The organism is Saliniramus fredricksonii (assembly GCF_900094735.1).
Taxonomy (GTDB): Bacteria; Pseudomonadota; Alphaproteobacteria; order Rhizobiales; family Beijerinckiaceae; genus Saliniramus; species Saliniramus fredricksonii.
This window is the reverse complement of record NZ_FMBM01000001.1, coordinates 51,812-70,432: the sequence shown is the minus strand read 5'-3', so window position 1 is coordinate 70,432 and position 18,621 is coordinate 51,812. Positions and strand designations below refer to the sequence as shown.

The 18,621-nt window shown below is 65.5% G+C and carries 15 protein-coding genes; 8 read left to right on the top strand and 7 right to left on the bottom strand.

The annotated features are described in order from the left end of the window. Window positions 1–3 precede the first annotated feature (3 nt). From GA0071312_RS00315 to GA0071312_RS00300, 4 genes are all read left to right on the top strand, one after another. Window positions 4–3,210 (top strand): efflux RND transporter permease subunit, encoded by a 3,207-nt coding sequence (locus GA0071312_RS00315; RefSeq protein WP_074444064.1) that lies wholly within the window; start codon window positions 4–6, stop codon window positions 3,208–3,210. A gap of 211 nt (window positions 3,211–3,421) precedes the next feature. Then, window positions 3,422–4,732 carry a sulfite oxidase gene (locus GA0071312_RS00310; protein WP_074443151.1) on the top strand — a complete coding sequence of 437 codons (1,311 nt, stop codon included), beginning with the start codon at window positions 3,422–3,424 and terminating at the stop codon, window positions 4,730–4,732. 12 nt (window positions 4,733–4,744) lie between these two features. Next, window positions 4,745–5,056 (top strand): hypothetical protein, encoded by a 312-nt coding sequence (locus tag GA0071312_RS00305; RefSeq protein WP_074443150.1) that lies wholly within the window; start codon window positions 4,745–4,747, stop codon window positions 5,054–5,056. 133 nt (window positions 5,057–5,189) lie between these two features. Then, window positions 5,190–5,513 carry a hypothetical protein gene (locus GA0071312_RS00300; protein WP_074443149.1) on the top strand — a complete coding sequence of 108 codons (324 nt, stop codon included), beginning with the start codon at window positions 5,190–5,192 and terminating at the stop codon, window positions 5,511–5,513. A 10-nt stretch (window positions 5,514–5,523) separates the two neighbouring features. Here the strand turns inward: GA0071312_RS00300 and GA0071312_RS00295 are convergent, their stop codons facing one another. After that, window positions 5,524–6,756, bottom strand: a complete 1,233-nt coding sequence (locus GA0071312_RS00295) for a multidrug effflux MFS transporter (protein ID WP_083204163.1) — start codon at window positions 6,754–6,756, stop codon at window positions 5,524–5,526. A 248-nt stretch (window positions 6,757–7,004) separates the two neighbouring features. On the opposite strand from GA0071312_RS00295, the gene GA0071312_RS00290 reads away from it, so the two are divergent. Continuing rightward, the gene (locus tag GA0071312_RS00290) at window positions 7,005–7,712 is read left to right on the top strand and encodes an AzlC family ABC transporter permease (RefSeq protein WP_074443147.1); all 708 of its coding nucleotides are present in this window, start codon (window positions 7,005–7,007) and stop codon (window positions 7,710–7,712) included. Then, window positions 7,705–8,025: an AzlD family protein gene (locus GA0071312_RS00285; protein WP_074444063.1), complete on the top strand. Its 321-nt coding sequence runs from the start codon at window positions 7,705–7,707 to the stop codon at window positions 8,023–8,025. Before GA0071312_RS00290 ends, GA0071312_RS00285 begins: the two co-directional genes overlap by 8 nt. 18 nt (window positions 8,026–8,043) lie before the next feature. On the opposite strand, the gene ptsP is transcribed toward GA0071312_RS00285, so the two are convergent. Together ptsP and GA0071312_RS00275 are read right to left on the bottom strand one after the other, a co-directional pair. Next, window positions 8,044–10,311 carry a phosphoenolpyruvate--protein phosphotransferase gene (gene ptsP / locus GA0071312_RS00280; protein WP_074443146.1) on the bottom strand — a complete coding sequence of 756 codons (2,268 nt, stop codon included), beginning with the start codon at window positions 10,309–10,311 and terminating at the stop codon, window positions 8,044–8,046. An 87-nt stretch (window positions 10,312–10,398) separates the two neighbouring features. Beyond that, window positions 10,399–11,637, bottom strand: coding sequence for an aspartate kinase (locus GA0071312_RS00275; protein ID WP_074443145.1), 1,239 nt, complete (start codon window positions 11,635–11,637; stop codon window positions 10,399–10,401). Between the two features lie 248 nt (window positions 11,638–11,885). On the opposite strand from GA0071312_RS00275, the gene ubiG reads away from it, so the two are divergent. Further along, window positions 11,886–12,650 (top strand): bifunctional 2-polyprenyl-6-hydroxyphenol methylase/3-demethylubiquinol 3-O-methyltransferase UbiG, encoded by a 765-nt coding sequence (gene ubiG / locus GA0071312_RS00270; RefSeq protein WP_074443144.1) that lies wholly within the window; start codon window positions 11,886–11,888, stop codon window positions 12,648–12,650. 12 nt (window positions 12,651–12,662) lie between these two features. On the opposite strand, the gene GA0071312_RS00265 is transcribed toward ubiG, so the two are convergent. From GA0071312_RS00265 to acs, 4 genes are all read right to left on the bottom strand, one after another. Further along, on the bottom strand, window positions 12,663–13,907 hold the full coding sequence (locus GA0071312_RS00265) for an RluA family pseudouridine synthase (protein WP_083204162.1): 1,245 nt from the start codon (window positions 13,905–13,907) through the stop codon (window positions 12,663–12,665). A gap of 137 nt (window positions 13,908–14,044) precedes the next feature. Next, the gene (locus tag GA0071312_RS00260; protein WP_074443143.1) at window positions 14,045–14,440 is read right to left on the bottom strand and encodes a Rid family hydrolase; all 396 of its coding nucleotides are present in this window, start codon (window positions 14,438–14,440) and stop codon (window positions 14,045–14,047) included. 119 nt (window positions 14,441–14,559) lie between these two features. After that, complete coding sequence (locus tag GA0071312_RS00255; RefSeq protein WP_074443142.1) at window positions 14,560–15,006, bottom strand: Rid family hydrolase; 447 nt, start codon at window positions 15,004–15,006, stop codon at window positions 14,560–14,562. 154 nt (window positions 15,007–15,160) lie between these two features. Beyond that, window positions 15,161–17,110, bottom strand: a complete 1,950-nt coding sequence (acs, locus tag GA0071312_RS00250) for an acetate--CoA ligase (RefSeq protein ID WP_074444062.1) — start codon at window positions 17,108–17,110, stop codon at window positions 15,161–15,163. Between the two features lie 251 nt (window positions 17,111–17,361). Between acs and GA0071312_RS00245 the strand changes: the two genes are divergently transcribed. After that, window positions 17,362–18,585 carry a Zn-dependent hydrolase gene (locus GA0071312_RS00245; RefSeq protein WP_074443141.1) on the top strand — a complete coding sequence of 408 codons (1,224 nt, stop codon included), beginning with the start codon at window positions 17,362–17,364 and terminating at the stop codon, window positions 18,583–18,585. The last annotated feature ends 36 nt before the right edge of the window (window positions 18,586–18,621 follow it).

Sequence of the window (18,621 nt, the reverse complement as noted above, 5' to 3'; positions counted from 1 at the left end):
GCCATGGCTTCGATGAGCGAACGCAGCGGTGATCTCGCGGCTTTGTGCGTGCGCCGGCCGGTTCTCGCCACGGTGATGAGCCTGCTCATCGTGATTGCCGGAATGGCAGCCTATCTTGGCATCCAGATCCGCGAATTGCCGGATGTCGACCGGCCCGTGGTCACGGTGCGTACCGAATTCCCCGGCGCAACGCCGGAGGCCGTCGACAGCCAGGTGACGAGTGTGGTCGAGGGGGCGGTGGCCCGTGTGCCGGGTCTCGTCTCGCTCTCCTCCAACAGCCGGCGCGGGCGCAGCCAGGTCACGGCGGAATTCTCCGACAATGTCGACATGAATGTCGCTGCCGCCGATATCCGCGATGCGGTTTCCGCGATCCGCCGGCGCTTGCCGGCCGATGCCGAGGAGCCGGCCGTGGTGAAGGCTGATTCCGACGGTCAGGCGATCATCCGCCTCTCGGTGATCTCCGAGACATTGCCCATCGAGGAACTCACCGCGATCACTGAAAACCAGATCGCGGACCGGCTCGCAGCCGTCGAAGGTGTCGCCGATGTCCAGATCTGGGGGCTGCGCGCGCCACAGTTCCAGGTGACGCTCGATCCCGCCGCCCTCGCCGCACGCGGGCTTGCCGTGAACGATGTGCAGAGCACCCTGCGCGACATCCTCGTCGATCAGCCGGCGGGGACCTTTCGCTCCGGTGGACAGGAATTGCTCGTCGAGGCGGCGGCGAGCGCGCGGACGGTGGAAGCGATCGCCGATACCTTCATCAACCCGCAGACACGCATCGGCGATGTCGCGGATGTGCGCCTTGCTCCGGCCGATCGCGATACGGTGCTGCGCGCCAATGGTGAGAGCGGCATCGCGCTGGGCATCCTGCGCCAGGCGCAATCCAACACCATCCAGATATCGGACGGGATCCAGGCCGCTGTCGATGAGCTGTCACTGGTCCTGCCCGACGGGGTGACGCTCCAGATCCGCTCCGACGAGGCCGTGTTCATTCGTGGCGCCATTGCCGAGGTTGCCTTCACGCTGGTGATCGCCACGCTTCTCGTCATCGCCATCATCCTGCTTTTCTTCCGCTCCGTGCGCGCCACAGCCATCCCCGCCGTCACCGTCCCGGTGGCCCTGATCGGCACGCTCGCCGCCATCTGGCTGATGGGTTTCTCCATCAACGTGCTCACCCTGCTCGCCCTGGTTCTGGCGACGGGGATCGTGGTCGATGACGCGATCGTGGTGCTGGAGAATATCGAGCGCCGGCGCAAGGAGGGGATGGGCCCGCTTGCGGCTGCCGTGCTCGGCGCGCGCCAGGTCTTCTTCGCCGTGATCGCGACAACGGTCACGCTCGCCGCCGTGTTCGTGCCGATCTCCTTCCTGCCCGGGACGGCGGGGGCCCTGTTCTCGGAATTCGGTTTCGTGCTCGCCGCTGCGGTGATGCTGTCCTCCTTCGTGGCCCTGACGCTGGTGCCGATGCTCTCTTCGCGGCTGCTCAAATCCGGCGAACGTACGCCCGAAGAGGAAGCGCGCAGCGCCCGGTTCGATCTGCTCGGGCGCTTCGGCAGCGGGGTTGCCGCAATCTACGGACGCCTGCTCACCATGGCATTGAAGGCGCCGCTGGTCGTGCTCGTGTTCGCGGGCGTGTTCGCGCTCGCCTCCGTCGTCGCCTTCCGCGAATTGCCGGAAGAGCTGACCCCGCCGGAAGATCGCGGCTTCCTGCTGCTCTTCGTCAGTGCGCCCCAGGGCGTGGATCTCGACTATACATCGCGCAAGGCCGCCGAGATCGAGGAACGCATCCAGCCGATCGTCGATCGCGGCGATGCGCAGGGATTGCTCTCCATCGTCGGGCTGGGTAGCCGTTCCAACACGGCCTTCATGATAGCCCCGCTGAGCGATTGGCGCGACCGCGAGGCCAGCCAGGCCGAGATCACGGCGGAGGTGCGGCGTTCCATCGCCGATATCGTCGGCGTGCAGGCCTTCGTGCGTACGCCGAATTCCTTGCGCATCCGTGGCGGTGGCCAGGGGCTGCAATTCGCCGTGCGCGGTTCCGATTTCACAGGGATCACGGTCGCTGCGGAAGAGCTCATCCGCGCGCTCGAAGACCGTGTGCCGCAGCTCTCCAATCCCTCCGTCTCCTTCGACGTCACCCAGCCGCAATTGTCGGTGAGCATTGATCGCGACCTCGCTGCGGATCTCGGTCTCACGCCGGAAAATGTTGCGCTCGCGTTGCAGACCATGCTGGACGGGCGCCGGGTCGGCGATGTCAGCGTGGCCGACCGCAGCATCGCGATCCAGATGCGCGGCCCCGACGACGTCATCCGCGATCCGGGCGATCTGGAAAACCTGTTCATCCGCGCCCGCGACAACCGGCTGGTGCCGCTCTCTTCGGTCGTCACGCTGGAGGAGGTTGCGGTCGCGCCGACGCTCCAGCGCGAGGGGCAGATGCGCGCCGTGCCGATCAATGCCGGCCTGGAGCCGGGCTATGATCTGCGTCGCGCCATGACGGATGTGCGGGCGGTGGCCTCGGAAAGCCTGCCACAGGGGATGAACATCCAGTTTCTCGGTGAGGCGGCAACCCTTGATCAGACTTCGCGCGGCGTCGCGCTCACCTTCGTTTTCGCGCTGCTGATCGTGCTGCTGGTGCTCGCAGCCCAGTTCGAGAGTTTCATCAGTGCCGTGGTGATCATGATCACCGTGCCGTTCGGCCTCGGCGCGGCGCTGATCGCCATGGCGATGACCGGGGGCTCGCTGAATATCTACAGCCAGATCGGTCTTGTCATCCTGATCGGTCTCATGGCCAAGAATGGCATCCTCATCGTCGAATTCGCCAACCAGCTGCGCGATCGCGGGGCGGCTGTCGCGGATGCGGCGCGCGAGGCGGCGATCGTGCGTTTCCGGCCCGTGATGATGACCCTGCTCTCCACCGCGCTCGGCGGTGTGCCGCTGATCCTCTCCGAGGGGGCCGGTGCGGAAGCCCGCGAGGCGCTGGGTTACGTGGTGGTCGGCGGGCTGATCCTCTCCGTGCTGTTCACGCTGTTCCTGACACCGATCGCCTATGCGATGCTCGCGCGCTTCTCCAGACCCCGCGCCGCAGAGCAGCAGCGACTGGACAGGGAACTCGCCTATGCGCGGGCGCTGGAAGAGGAGTTCGCTGACCGCGACGCCCATGACGAGGCCCATGACGGGACGCTTTCGCAACCTTCGCGCGCGCCGGCAGAATAGGCGCGTTTTATGCGAATGCTGCGTATTCGTTCCGCATTGCGAAATAATTTAATGATCTTTGACGCAGCGCAGCAACAATTTATCCGCTACACCTGAAAATCTGTCTAGGCAGTGCCGATTCACGCCGCTACAGTATATTCGCGGATGCGAATATGTCGCATGCCAAATCACGAGTATAACAACCTCTAGTTATGTGAACGGAGGAATCTTCATGACGGACAAAAAAGAACGGGGAATTCGCGAGCTCTACGAGCAGGATCCCGAACGCGCGGATGCGCTCGTCTTCGGACGCGTTCCCGACTCGAATCGCCGCGGCTTTCTCAAGGGCGCCGGTCTCGCCGCGATGGGCGCAGCCGTCGGCTCGAGCATCCCCTTCAGCCAGAACATGCCGGCCGGGATGATTCCCGCAGCGCTTGCCGATTCGGTCGAGGATTTCCGCCTCGAGGGCAAGGACGGCGACATGACCGTGCTCAACGATCGCCCGGTCAATATGGAAACCCCGGCGCATATGCTGGATGACGACGTCACCCCGGCCGAGCGTTTCTTCGTGCGCAACAACGGCACGCTGCCGGAGAAGATCGCGCTCTCCGACTGGAGCCTGAAGATCGACGGCGAGGTCGAGAACGAGCTGGAACTGAGCTATGACGATCTCGTCAACGATTTCGAGCATGTGACGCTCAGGCTGCAGCTTGAGTGCGGCGGTAACGGGCGTTCGGCGTTCAACCCGTCGCCGCGTGGCAACCAGTGGTCCGTCGGCGCCATCGGCAATGCCGAATGGACGGGTGTGCGCCTGTCCGACATCCTGCGGCGCGCGGGCCTGACGCAGAGCGCCGTCTATACGGGGCATTACTCGTATGACGAACACCTCTCGGGCAATCCCGAGCTCGATCCGATTTCACGCGGTGGCCCGATCGACAAGATGATGGACCCGCACACCATCGTCGCCTTCAAGATGAATGGTGAGGATATCCCGGCAGCTCATGGCTATCCGGTACGCATCGTCGCCCCTGGCTGGGCCGGCTCGGTCTCGCAGAAATGGCTGACCCGGATCTGGGTGCGCGACCGGGAGCATGACGGCTCCAAGATGACCGGCATGTCCTACCGTGTGCCCCGAACCCCGGTTGCGCCGGGCGATGATGTTCCGGACGAGGATATGGTCGTGATGGGCTCGATGCCCGTGAAGTCGATCATCAGCTTCCCCGAGACCATGACGGAAGTGCCGGCCGGACGTCCGTTCGAGGTGCGCGGCCATGCCTGGGCCGGTGACGACTGGGTGACCGACATGGAAGTGTCGATCGATTACGGCGCCACCTGGCAGCGTGCCGAAGTCATGCCCGCCCCGAACAAGTATTCCTGGCAGCGCTGGCGCGCCGATGTGAAGGCGCCGAGCGTGGGCTATTACGAAGTCTGGGCACGGGCGACCGATCAGAAGGGTCGCATGCAGCCCATGGTCGTGCCGGGTTGGAATCCGCGTGGCTATCTCAACAATTCCTGCCACCGCATCGGCGTCGTTGCGGTCTGATTGGAGTCGTCAATGAAGAAAACCCGCTACGGGATCCTGGGCGCCGCTGCGGCGGCGCTCATTTTCGCTTTCGCATCGGGCCCGGCCATGGCCCAGGATGAGGATTTTGGCGGTCTGCCACCGGGTGAGGGTCAGGAGCTGGTATTCTATTCCTGCCAGGGCTGCCATTCGCTCGCCATCGTCGAGAGCTCCAATTTCTCCCGGCGCGTCTGGGACGAGATTCTCGACTGGATGGTCGACAGCCAGGGCATGGCACCCCTGCCGGATGACATGCGCGCCACCGTCATGGATTATCTCGTCGAGCATTACGGTTACGAAGACTGACACCGGGGGATTCCCCTGCCTCTGCGCGGACCGCCGCTCACGATGTCGTGAGCGGCGGTTTTTCTATGGATCGAGAGCCTGTTTCCGCGTTCCCGCGCTGGACACGGGGAGGCCGACGCGAAATAACGTCGCCATGTTCCGTTTCATCCTGCGTCTCATCGGGTTCCTGCTGATCGCCGCCGGCTTCGTCGGCTTCGTCGTCGACGGATCGCGCTCCATCGCTGCCGGCGAAATCACCTACGCGCCGCTCGGGCAGATCCTGTTTCAGCTGATGCCGGGCCTGTTCCCCATGCTGGAACCGGCGGTCACGCGCCATATCCATCCGGCCCTGTGGGACCCGGTACTCCTGACTATCCTGCTCTGGCCGGCGGCGCTCGTCGCCTTCGTGCTCGGCCTGCTGCTGCTCTGGCTCGGCCGCAAACCCGCCGAGCCGATCGGTTATCTCACCGAGAAATAAACGCGCGTGATCAGGCCGCCCCCGCGCGGCGCACGCCGCGCGTTGACGCAAACAGCGCCAGCGCCAGCAAACCCAGCCCCGCCAGAACCGCCGCCATGGCGATATCTGCATGGATGAGCGCCGCGCCCAGCCCGATCCCGACAAAGGCGGCGAGGCCCATCTGGATGATGCCGAGCAGGGATGAGGCCGCGCCGGCGCGTTCGGGGAAGGGCGTGAGTGCGCTCGCCATGCATTGCGGCATGGTCAGCCCGACGCCGATTCCGTAGAGCGCCATCGGCAGGACCACTTCCAGCGCCGAGCCGGTGCCGATCACGGACAAGGCCAGCATGCCGACACCCCCGCCAGCCAGGCAGAGCACGCCGAGCCCGATCGTGCCGTCGAGCCCCCTGCTGCCGACGATTCGCTGCGCGATCAGCGTGCCGGCGATGAAGCCGATCACCACAAATCCGAAGGAGAAGCCGTAGGCGAGTTCCGACAGGCCGTAGACCCCCTGAAGCACGAAGCTCGACCCGGAAATGAAGGCGAACAGACCGGAATAGGTCAGCGCCGAGAGCCCGACATAGACCCGGTAGGTCGGGTGACGCAAAAGCAGCGCGAATCCGGCAAGGATGGCCTTCAGCGAGAGCGGTGTGGTCTCGCGGCTGCGCAGGGTCTCGGGGAGATGGCGCAGCACCACGATGGTGAGCATGAGCCCCGCGATCAGGATCGCCGCGAAGACCGCGCGCCAGCCGAAGGCGACATGGATGACCCCACCCAGAACCGGCGCGATCGCCGGCACCAGCCCCATGATCGTCCCCATCCGCGACAATTCCCGCCCAGCGCGTGGCCCCTCGTAGAGATCGCGCACGATGGCCCGGGCCAGCACGATCGGAGCCGAGGCGCCGAGCGCCTGGACGAAACGCGCCAGTGTCAGCGTCTCGATATTCGGCGCAATGATACAGGCCAGCGTCGCCACGAGAAAAAGCCCCAGCCCGAAACCGAGCACGGGGCGGCGCCCGATCCGGTCGGAGAGCGGGCCGTAGAGGAATTGGCCCAGGGCGAAACCCAGCAGGAAGGCCGAGAGCGTGAGTTGCGCCCCGGCAATGGTGGTGCCCAGCCCCTCGGCAATGGCGGGAAGGGCAGGCAGATACATATCCGTCGAAAGCGGCCCCAGCGAGGTCAGCATTGCCAGCGTCGCGGTCATGGCGAGGGTGTCGGCAGAAAGCCGGAAGCGTGATCTGGTGGGCGGGGTCGTGGGTGTCATGAACTCTGTCTAGCCGGTGGGCGGGTGGCGGGAAAGCGCGTTGTGAGCGGTCTCGCGCCGATCCCGCATGGGCAGACGCGATGGGGGCCGCACTCATCCGGGGGGTTGCCCCGGCCCGTCCGATCAGGCAAGCGATTGCGTGCAAGCATCTCAACGAAGAACATCTGCCGCGAAGAATACTGGCTGCGAATAACACCTGCCGCAAGGATAGGTGGATCGTCCCGGAAACACGGATCGTCCCGCATATCATGTCCCGTCCGACCCGCCCCGCCTTCACCCTCGCCGGCGCCCGTCTCGGTGCCCGCCTCGCCCTGCCGCTCCTGCCAGGTGCGATGGTCTTCGCCTCGGCCTTCGGCGCCGCAGCGGCGCAGAAGGGGCTTGAACTGTGGCAGACCATGGCCTTCTCCGCGACGGTCTTTGCCGGCGCCTCGCAGATGGTGGCGCTGGAGGTGTGGCAGGATCCGTGGACGCTGACCGGGCTCCTCGTCGTGACGGTACTTGTGGCGACGGTGAATGCCCGCATGATCCTGATGGGCGCGGCGATCCAGCCTTACATGGTCGGCGCCAGCCGTGGCCAGGTCGCCGCCGTGACCTTCGTCCTCGCGGATGCCAACTGGCTGATCGGCATGCGTTATCATGGCGAAGGCGGGCGCGATATCGGGGTGGTGCTCGGTGCCGGCATCGCGCTCTGGTGCGGCTGGCTGGCGGCGACCCTGCCGGGCTACCTCGCCGGCGCCGTGGTGCCTGATCCCGAGCGATTCGGTCTCGATCTCGTCATGCCGATCTTCTTCGCCGCCATGCTGGTGCCGATGTGGAAGGGGTTTCGCCCGGCGATTCCCTGGGCAGTCGCGGGCGGCGCGGCGCTGATCGCGCAGGCGCTCATCCCCGGTTACGCCTTCATCATCATCGGTGCGCTCGCCGGCGCGATCGCGGGGGCAATGATCGATGATGCCTGAATTCACGCTCGCCACGCCCTACGGCACGCTCCTCGCCCTCGTCGCCATGGCCGGGGTGACCTATCTCTGCCGCGCTTCCGGCGTGATCTTCATGAACCGGATCACGATCGGCCCGCGCCTCGCGCGCGCCCTGCGCGCCCTGCCGGGCTCCATCGTGATCGCCACGATCCTGCCGATCGCCGCCCAGGCCGGGTCTCCGGCCTTCATCGGGATCGGTGCGGCGATTGCCGTGATGATCGCCACCCGCATGGAGATCGCAGCCATCGCCGCAGGGCTGGTCGGTATCGCACTGGCACGCGCGCTGGGGCTGTAAGGCGATCCTTTCGCGGCCTCAGACCGGGATGCGCCGCCGCTCGGCGAATTGCGCCAGCGTGCTGCGCAGGGTCGGGCCGGTCTCGGGATCGTCGAGCTTCTCGCGGATCACCGCGCCGACTTCCTGTGCGTCGAGGGCGAGCAGCATGGCCTTGACCGGGCCCACTGATGACGGGGCCATCGACAGCGTCCGAAAGCCGAGACCGAGCAGCGCCATCGCCTCGAGCGGGCGTCCGGCGATCTCGCCGCAGATGGAGACCCGGCAATCGCTTTCGCGTGCGGTATCAGCAATCAGGCGAAGGGCGCGCAGGGAGGCCACCCCCAAAGGATCATAGCGTTGTGCGACCTGCCGGTTCTCACGATCGGCGGCGAAGAGGAATTGCAGGAGGTCGTTCGATCCCACCGAGATGAAATCCGCCAAAGCGCAGATTTCCCGGATCTGGAAGAGCAGGGCGGGCACCTCGATCATCACGCCAATGGCGATATCGGTGGGCATCGCATGGCCATGACGGCGCAGATAGGCGATTTCACGTGCGACGATCTCGCGGCCGCGGGTGAATTCCTCCACCGTGGCGACCATCGGCAGCATGATGGCGATATCGCGCCCCGATCCCGCCTTGAGCAGGGCACGGACCTGGCTGCGCAGAAGGCCGGGGCGATCGAGGCCGATGCGGATCGCGCGCCAGCCCAGCGCCGGATTCTCCTCTTCGATCGCCGACATGTAGGGCAGAATCTTGTCGCCGCCGATATCGAGCGTGCGGAAGACGACAGGGGCGCCGTCCACGGCATCGAGAACGGCCCGGTAGAGCTTCTGCTGCTCACTGGTCGAGGGCATCTGTTGCGCGACCATGAACTGGATCTCGGTGCGAAACAGCCCGATCCCGTGCGCCCCGGTCTCTTCCAGATGCGGCAGATCGGCCAGCAGCCCGGCATTCAGCTGCAGATCGATGGCGATGCCGTCCCTGGTAACGGGGGCGACGTCGCGCAGGGCGCGGTACTGCTCCTGCCGCTTGGCGCGCAGGCGTGCCTTTTCCGCATAGGCCGCCTCGACATCCGGTCGCGGCCTGATCTGCACCTCGCCGGCCACGCCGTCGGCGATGATGGCATCGCCGGGCTCGACCAGTGCCGTGGCGTTCTCCACGCGTCCGACGGCGGGAATGCCGAGGGCGCGCGCGACGATGGCGACATGGCTGGCCGGCCCGCCTTCCTCGAGCACGATACCACGCAATCTGCCGCGATCGTAATCGAGCAGGGCGGCCGGGCCCATCGAGCGCGCCACGATGATGGCGTTTTCAGGCAGATCCGCCCCGTCCGAGACGAAATCCTGCCCGACGAGCTGGTGCAGCAGACGGTTGGCGAGATCGTCGAGATCGTGCAGCCGCTCGCGCAGATAGGGATCGGTCTGGCGCATCATCCGGGCGCGGTTGTCCGATTGCACGCGCTCGACGGCGGCTTCCGCCGTGAGGCCGGTCATCACCGCCTCGCGCATGCGCCGCAGCCAGCCTTGGTCATGGGCGAACATGCGGAAGGTTTCGAGCACCTCCCGATGCTCGCCGTGATCGGCGACGTCGCCACGTTCGATCAGCTCGTCGATCGATGCCCGCACCTTCCTGATGGCTGCTTCGAGGCGCTCGACTTCTTCGTCGAGATTCTCGGCGATGAGGTTCTTCACCACGACGCGCGGCTCGTGCAGCACCACATGGCCGAGCCCGACACCCTCGGTGAGCGAGACCCCCTGCAGATAGAGTGGCTTCTTCAGCGCGATATCCGCGCCTTCCTGCGCGATCGCCTGCAATTCGCCGGAGGCGATCATCTCGGCGACCACCATGGCGGTGGTCTGGGCCGCCTCGATCTCCTCCTCGCTATAGCTGCGATGGGCACGGTTCTGCACCACCAGCACGCCGAGCGTATTGCCCGCACGCAGGATCGGCACGCCGAGGAAGCCGTGATAGATCTCCTCGCCGGTCTCCGGCTTGTAGGCGAAGGCCGGATGGGTCTGTGCATCGGACAGAGCGAGCGGCTGGGCCGCATCGGCAATCTGGCCGACGAGCCCCTCTCCGGAGCGCATCGTGGTCAGATGCACGGCTTCGCGGTTGAGCCCCTCGGTGGCATAGAGCTCGAGCGTGCCGTCAGCCCGCAGCACGTAGACGGAGCAGACCTCCGCGACCATGTTGGCCGCGATCAGGACCACGATCCTGTCAAGACGATCCTGCGCGCTGATCGGCTCCGCCATGATTTCGCGAAGACGGCGAAGCAATACGCGCGGACCGCCGGATGGGTTTCTCATCTCGGTGCCTGTTCACTGGTGCCGCCCGCCATGGGGCGACTGCCACGGCGCCATGCCGCGTCCGGGTTGCAAGGGTGGCCGAAACCGTCAGGCTTTGTCGAGTCCGTAGAGCGCATGAAGTGTGCGCACGGCGAGCTCCGTATAGGCTTCCTCGATCAGGACCGAGAACTTGATCTCGGATGTGGTGATGGCGCGGATGTTGATCCCCTTGTCCGACAAGGCCTTGAACGCCTTCGCCGCGACGCCGGCATGGGAGCGCATGCCCACACCGATGGCCGAGACTTTCACGACATCCGTCTCGCCCTGAAGCGATTCGTATTCGATGACGCTGCGGTGTTCTTCGAGCAGGCCCTTCGCGCGCTCATAGTCTCCGGCGGGGACCGTGAAGGTGATGTCGGTCGTCGATGAATCGCGCGAGACCACCTGGATGATCATGTCCACGTTGATATTCGCTTCGGCCAGCGGCACGAAGATCGAGGCGGCCACGCCCGGCTTGTCGGCGACGCGGCGCAGGGTGATCTGCGCTTCGTCCCGGGAATAGGCGATGCCGGTGACGGTCTGCTGTTCCACGATTTCCTCCTCGCCGCAAATCAGCGTCCCGGGATTGGGGGCCGCGGGATCATCGAAACTCGAACGCACATAGGTCGGGACGTTGTGGACCATCGCCACCTCGACCGAGCGCACCTGCAGCACCTTGGCGCCAAGGCTCGCCATTTCAAGCATCTCCTCATAGGAGACACGGTCGAGTCGGCGGGCCTTCGCCACGATGCGCGGATCGGTCGTATAGACCCCGTCCACATCAGTATAGATGTCGCAGCGTTCCGCGCCGAGCGCGCCGGCCAGCGCCACCGCGCTGGTATCCGAGCCACCGCGCCCCAGAGTCGCGATTCGCCCGGTCGGTGCATGCACGCCCTGGAAACCGGCGATGACGGCGACCTCGTTGCGCTCGTCGAAATGCTTCGCGATACGCGCGCCGTCGATCGCCTCGATCCGCGCCGCGCCATGGGCGCCGGAGGTCTCGATCGGGATCTGCCAGCCCTGCCAGGAGCGCGCCGGCAAGCCCATGCCCTGCAGGACGATGGCGAGCAGCCCCGAGGTTACCTGTTCGCCGGAGGCGACCACGGCATCGTATTCGCGCGCATCGTGGATCGTCGAGGCTTCGCGGCACCAGCCGACCAGTTCGTTGGTCTTGCCCGCCATGGCGGAGACCACGACGGCGACCTGGTAGCCGGCATCCACCTCGCGCTTGACATGGCGCGCGACATTGCGAATCCGCTCCAGATCGGCAACGGAGGTGCCGCCGAATTTCATGACCAGCCGTGGCATACCGAAAGCCTCGTAACAAGTTGGCGGCAAGGACGCGGGAAATCCGGCGCGGGAAGAACCGCGCAGGAAGGATCGCGCAAGAGGGCCGCGCAAGGAACCCTCGACAAGAAAACCTCGACAAGAAAACCGGGACGCGTCGCCGCAGGGACGTGACCGCGACCCGCAGCCGCGCGTATACATGACGAGGGCGTCGGTCCATGTCAACGCGGCGACGCATGGTCAATTGGCAGTAGCGGAAGGAAACCAGCATGACGAGCGCCGGGCGAAGAAGCGAACGCGCAACGGACAGCGTCGATCCGGCGGAGGTGGCGCGATTCGAGAAGATCGCCCGCACCTGGTGGGATCCGACCGGGCCGATGCGCACGCTGCACAAGTTCAACCCCGTGCGGCTTTCCCATATCCGCGACGAGGCCGCCCGGCATTTCGGGCGTGATCCGCTGGCCGGTGCGCCGCTCGAAGGCCTGTCACTGGTCGATGTCGGCTGCGGCGGGGGCGTGCTCTCCGAGCCCCTGGCGCGGCTGGGCGCACAGGTTACCGGGCTCGACCCGGCTCCCACCAACATCGCCGTGGCGCGTCAGCATGCGCAGCAGTCGGGAATCGTCATCGATTACCGCGAAGAGCGCATCGAGGATGTGGTTGCGGGCGGGGCGCGCTTCGACATCGTCACGGCGATGGAAGTGGTCGAGCACGTCAGCGACGTGCGCGCCTTCGTCGCAACCTGCTGCACCGCGGTGAAGCCGGGCGGTCTTCTCTTCATGGCGACCCTCAACCGCACCCTGCGCTCCTACGCGCTGGCCATTGTCGGCGCGGAATACATTCTGGGCTGGCTGCCGAAGGGCACCCATCAATGGCAGAAATTCGTCACGCCGCGCGAACTGGAAGACGCCATCCGGGCGGGTGGCCTGCAGCCGGAAAAAACGACGGGCGTCGTCTACAACCCGCTTGCCGATAACTGGTCGCTCTCGCGTGACACGGCGGTGAATTACATGGTGCGCGCCTCGCGCGCGCCATGACGGGGCGGCGCATTACTCTTCCGGCGCCTCGATGATCGGATCATAGCGCTCGGTATCGAGGCCGAGCAGGTTGAAGGTCTGCTGCATGTGCGGCGGCAGCGGAGCGCTCACGTCGAGCGGGCGCCCGGTGCGCGGATGCGCGATGACGATACGCCGGGCCAGCAGATGCAGCCGGTTCTGGATGCCGCCGGGAAGATCCCAGTTCTCGATGTTGAAATACTTGTCGTCGCCGATGATCGGATGGCCGATATCGGCCGTGTGCACACGCAACTGGTGCGTCCGCCCGGTGACCGGCTTGAGCGACAGCCAGGAGAGCTTCTGCGCCGATTGATCGACCACGGCATAATAGGTCAGCGCATGATCGGCGCCCTTGTCGCCATGCTCGGCCACCACCATGCGCGATTCGCCGTCCGCATCCGCCATCCTGGCCAGATAGGTCGAGATCCGCCCCTGGCGCACACGCGGCACGCCGGCGCAGATCGCCCAATAGACCTTGCGGGTCGTGCGCGAGCGGAAGGATTTCGCCATCACCGAGGCGGCAAAGCGCGTCTTGGCGATGACGAGGCAGCCGGCGGTCTCCTTGTCGAGCCGATGCACGAGGCGCGGCTTCTGGCCCGCCTTGTCGCGCATGCAATCGAGCAGCCCGTCCACATGGCGCGTCGTCCCCGAGCCGCCCTGCACGGCGAGGCCGGCGGGCTTGTTGATGACGAGCACATCCTTGTCCTCATAGAGCGTGATGCTCTCGAGGAAGGCGCGGTCATCGGTATTGCGCGCCGCGCTTCGCGGCACGGTCTCCTGCTGCTTGAGCGGCGGGATACGCACGTTCTGGCCGGCCTGGAGGCGGTCATTGGGCTTCATGCGCTTGCCGTCCACGCGCAATTGCCCCGTGCGCACGATGCGCTGGAGATGGGTGAAGGCGACCTGCGGGAAGCGCGCTGTCAGGAACCGGTCGAGGCGCATGTCGGCCTCGTCCCCGGTGACGTGCAGCATCTGGATGCCGGTCTGCAGAACGGTCTGGGCTGCCGCCTTCTCGGCCTTGCGGGCACCCGGGCGGGGACTTGCGGTTTTCGGGCTGGCCGGTCTTGCGGCGGGCTGCTCGGCCTTCGCTACGGGATTGCGCGCCTGCTTCCCGCCTGGCTTCGTGTCCGGTCCGGCGCCTTGCCGCGCGCGTGTCTTGTCCTGCGGCTGCTTCGCCGTGCCGCGCCCGGTCGGGCGCTTGCCGCGTCCCGCCCCTGCGCCACCATTTCTGCCGCTCATGCTCTCGTCCCGATCCTGATCCGCTGCCCGGAAATGCCGTCGACCCTGCGCGCCGCATTCCGGCCCTGACGCGCTCTTCACCTATACCGCCTTTGGCCCGCACGCAATCAGCGGGAGCGGGGAGGGGCGACGATGCGCTACCATTCGCGGGCGAGTGACCACATGGCCGTGACCTCGATCCCGACCTTCATTTCGGGGCGCATCAGTCCCGAGACCACCATCAGCGTCGAAGCCGGCAGGATCTCGGCCATTCGCCGCGCACAGGCATCGAGAACGGGTTCGCCATAGGCGGGATCGGTGACGCAGATGCGGGCCTTGACGATCTCCTCCAGAGCACTTTCGGCGCCCTGCAGGGTCGCGGCGATCGAATCCCAGCAATTGCACGTCTGTTGCGTCACATCCTCGGGCATCGTCATGCTTTCCGGGTCGTAGCCGTAGACGCAGGAGAGAAACACGAAAGGGTCCTGGATGACCGCACGGGCGAAGCCGAATTCCGCCTCGGGGGATTGCGTGGTTGTAATGAAACGGCGCATCGACGGTGGCGTCTCCTCTGCTGAGAGCAGCCATCATAGCGCAACGGAAACAAGAATGCTTGTGTTGGTTCAGAAGAGATCTGCAGTTCGGGAGTGCATAGTGCAAACCCATTATGCGCTTATTGTCTTCTCAGCGTATAACCGCGCCAGAGCGCCGTCACTTCTATGGCGACACGCATCCGGGGATTGAAGAGCTGCGTGACGCCGAAGAGCGTCACCGCCGGAAGTTCCGCAGGAGCCGATTCCGGATCGCGCCCGCGCATGAGCGCCTCGCGCGAGAGGGCGAGGACAGTCGGTGCATCCGCCGGATCGATCACCATGCAGCTGACGCGCACGATCTCTGCCGGACCGCTTTCCACCTGCCCGAGAGCGGCGGTGATGCTGTCCCAGGCGCGCTGCGCCTGCCTTGTCGTGTCGCCTGCAACGGAGAAGGTCACCGGATCGAGGGCGGTTGTGCCGGAAATGAAGATGAACGGATCTTCCGCGATGCCGCGCGAATAGCCGTAGCGGCGCTCATAGGCCGGTGCGCTGCGAAGGCGCCTGCGGAACGAATCGGCACGCTGCATCGGCGGGCTCCTGCGATGATTGATCCGGATCCCTGCGCCGTGCCCGGGCCGGCTTCGTCGGAACGCGCACCCGCCGGATCCGGAGATCGCGGCGGATGGCGCAAAGAACGGCAAATCGGCCATGTCACTCGAGAACATGGCCGATGACGATTGTTCAGTCGTGACGGTTCTGTCGATTCTCGATCAGATCGTCGACCACGGCGGGTTCGGCCAGCGTCGAGGTATCGCCCAGCGCGCCGAATTCATCTTCGGCGATCTTGCGCAGGATGCGGCGCATGATCTTGCCCGAGCGGGTCTTGGGCAGGCCGGGGGCGAACTGGATCAGGTCCGGCGAGGCGATCGGCCCGATCTCCTTGCGCACCCAGGTGACGAGCTCCTTGCGCAGCGCTTCGGAGGGTTCCTCGCCCGCCATCAGCGTGACATAGGCATAGATCCCCTGACCCTTGATGTCGTGCGGATAGCCGACCACGGCGGCCTCGGAGACCTTGGGATGCGCCACCAGCGCGCTCTCGACTTCCGCCGTGCCCATACGGTGGCCCGACACGTTGATCACGTCATCGACGCGGCCCGTGATCCAGTAATAGCCGTCTGCGTCGCGACGGCAGCCATCGCCGGTGAAGTACTTGCCCGGATAGGTCGAGAAATAGGTCTGGATGAAGCGCTCGTGATCGCCGAACACGGTACGCATCTGGCCCGGCCAGCTGTCGGCGATACACAGATTGCCCTCGCAGGCACCGGCAAGCTCCTTGCCCTCGGCATCGACGATGACAGGCTTCACGCCGAAGAAGGGCAGTGTGGCCGAGCCGGGCTTCTGGGCGATGGCGCCGGGAAGCGGCGTGATCAGGATGCCGCCGGTCTCCGTCTGCCACCAGGTATCGACGATCGGGCAACGCTCGTCGCCCACGACCTTGTAATACCATTCCCAGGCTTCCGGATTGATCGGCTCGCCGACGGAGCCGAGCAGGCGCAGGCTCTTGCGCGAGGTCTTCTTCACCGGCTCCTCGCCCGCGCCCATCAGCGAGCGGATGGCGGTGGGGGCGGTGTAGAAGATGTTGACCTGGTGCTTGTCGACCACGTCCCAGAAACGCGAGATCGAGGGATAGGTCGGCACGCCCTCGAACATCAGCGTGGTCGCGCCGTTGGCGAGCGGGCCGTAGAGGATGTAGCTGTGGCCGGTGACCCAGCCCACATCCGCCGTGCACCAGTAGATGTCGCCCTCATGATAATCGAAGACGTATTGATGCGTCATCGCGGCATAGACCAGATAGCCGCCTGTCGAGTGCAACACGCCTTTGGGGCTGCCGGTGGAGCCGGAGGTGTAGAGGATGAACAGCGGATCCTCCGCATTCATCTCCTCGCAGGGGCAATCCGCCGTGACCATCTCCGCCGCTTCGTTGTAATAGACGTCGCGCCCGGGCTCCATGGCGACGTCGCCGCCAGTGCGCTTCACCACGACGACATGATCCACGGCGCCTTCCGGCAGGCGCGCGATCGCGGCATCGACATTGGCCTTGAGCGGTACCTTGCGCCCGCCACGCAGGCCTTCATCCGCAGTGATCACGGTCTTCGAGCCACAACCCTCGATGCGTCCGGCGAGCGAATCCGGCGAGAAGCCGCCGAAGACCACGGAATGGATCGCGCCCAGCCGCGCGCAGGCGAGCATCGCATAGGCGGCTTCCGGGATCATCGGCAGGTAGATCGTGACCCGGTCGCCCTTTTCGACATTGCGGTTGCGCAGGACATTGGCCCAGCGGCAGACGTGATCATGCAGCTCGCGATAGGTGATTTTCTGCGATTCGGAAGGATCGTCACCCTCCCAGATGATCGCCACCTGGTCGCCGCGCGTCTCGAGATGGCGGTCGATGCAGTTATGTGCGGCATTGGTGGTGCCGTCCTCGAACCAGCGGATCGAGACCTCGTCCTTGCCGTAGAGCGTGTTCTTCACCTTGGTATAAGGCGTGAACCAGTCGATGCGCTTGCCGTGCTCGCCCCAGAAGCTCTCCGGATCGTCAATGCTGGCCTGGTACATCTTCTCGTAGAGCGCTTTGTCGATATGTGCGCGCTCTGCCCATTCCTTCGACACGGGATAGACTTTTTCGGACATTTTTCCCTCCCAAAGGCGATCATTGGCGATCAATCCGTTTTCGCAATCGCGCGGTTTGCGAATCCGCGCGTCTGTTGCGGCAAACTTACGGGAGAAGGCGGGCTACAGGCAACCCGACCGAAAGTCCTACGCATTTCGACGCGTCGCAAGACTTCCGCGATCGGTGCGCAGCCTGCCAGCGCATCGTGAGGATTCGCCTCTTGCCATGACGCGCGCAGGGCTGTTCCCTCGCGGCAAATCAGGAGACAGAAATGGTCAAGATCAATCCCGAACGCCTGATGGGCGATCTCAAGCATTTGCGCGGTATCGGCACTTATAAAACCGGCGTGCACCGGCCCACCTTCTCAGCCCAGGACATGGAAGCGCGCCACTGGCTCGCCGGGCGCATGCGCGAGGCCGGGCTCGATGCCCGGATCGACGGGATCGGCTCGGTTCTCGGACGGCGCGAGGCGCCGGGGCCGAAAATCCTGACCGGGTCACATCTGGAGAGCCAGAACCATGCCGGCTGGCTCGACGGGGCACTCGGCGTGATCTACGGGCTGGAAGCCGCCCGCGCCATTGCCGATGATGGCGGATTCGCCGATTGCGGCGTGGACGTGATCGCCCTGTGCGACGAGGAGGGGCATTTCGGCTCGTTCCTTGGCTCGAAATCCTTCCTCGGCATCCTTGAAGAGAGCGAGATCGACGCCGCCACCAACCGCTATGATGGCAAGCCTTTGCGCCAGGCGTTGCAGGAGGTCGGGCTCGCAGGTGAATCGCGCGTGCGCTACGAGGAAGGGCGCTACAAGGGTTTCTTCGAGGCGCATATCGAGCAGGGCGACACGCTGATCTCCTCGGATCTGAAGATCGGCAACGTCACCGCCATCGTCGCGATCTGGCAATACAAGCTGGTCTTCACCGGCGCGCAGAACCATGCCGGCACCACCAGCATGAAGCGCCGCCGCGATGCCGGGCGCGCCGCCATGCGCGCGCTTGCGAAGATCGACGAGCGCTTTCCCCAGCTCTGCGGCGAGCGCACCGTCTGGACGGCGGGTCGCGTCACCCTGGAGCCGGGCGCGCCGAGCATCATTCCGGGCCGCGCGGAGGTCCTCTTCCAGTTCCGCGACGCGGATGAGGCGGTGCTCGACCGGCTCGACACGGAATTGCGCGCCATCGTTGCCGAGATCGATGCGGAGGGCGTCTGCGGCGCCTCCCTCGAGGTTTTGGGCCAGAGCAAGCCCGCGCGCATGGATGCCGGCTTGCAGGACATGATCGACGCGGCAGCGGCGATTCACGCCCCCGGCAAATCCCTGCGCATGCCCAGCGGCGCGGGTCACGATGCGCAATATCTCGCCCGCATCATGCCCGCCGCGATGCTGTTCGTGCCCTCGATCGGCGGGATCAGCCATCACTGGACCGAGGATACGGCGGAAGAGGATATCATCCTCGGCGCGCAGGTCTATGCCGAGGCGGTGGCGCAGGCGTTGCGGGCCTGAAAAGCCGCATTGCCGCCGGCGTGGTTCCTGCGCTAA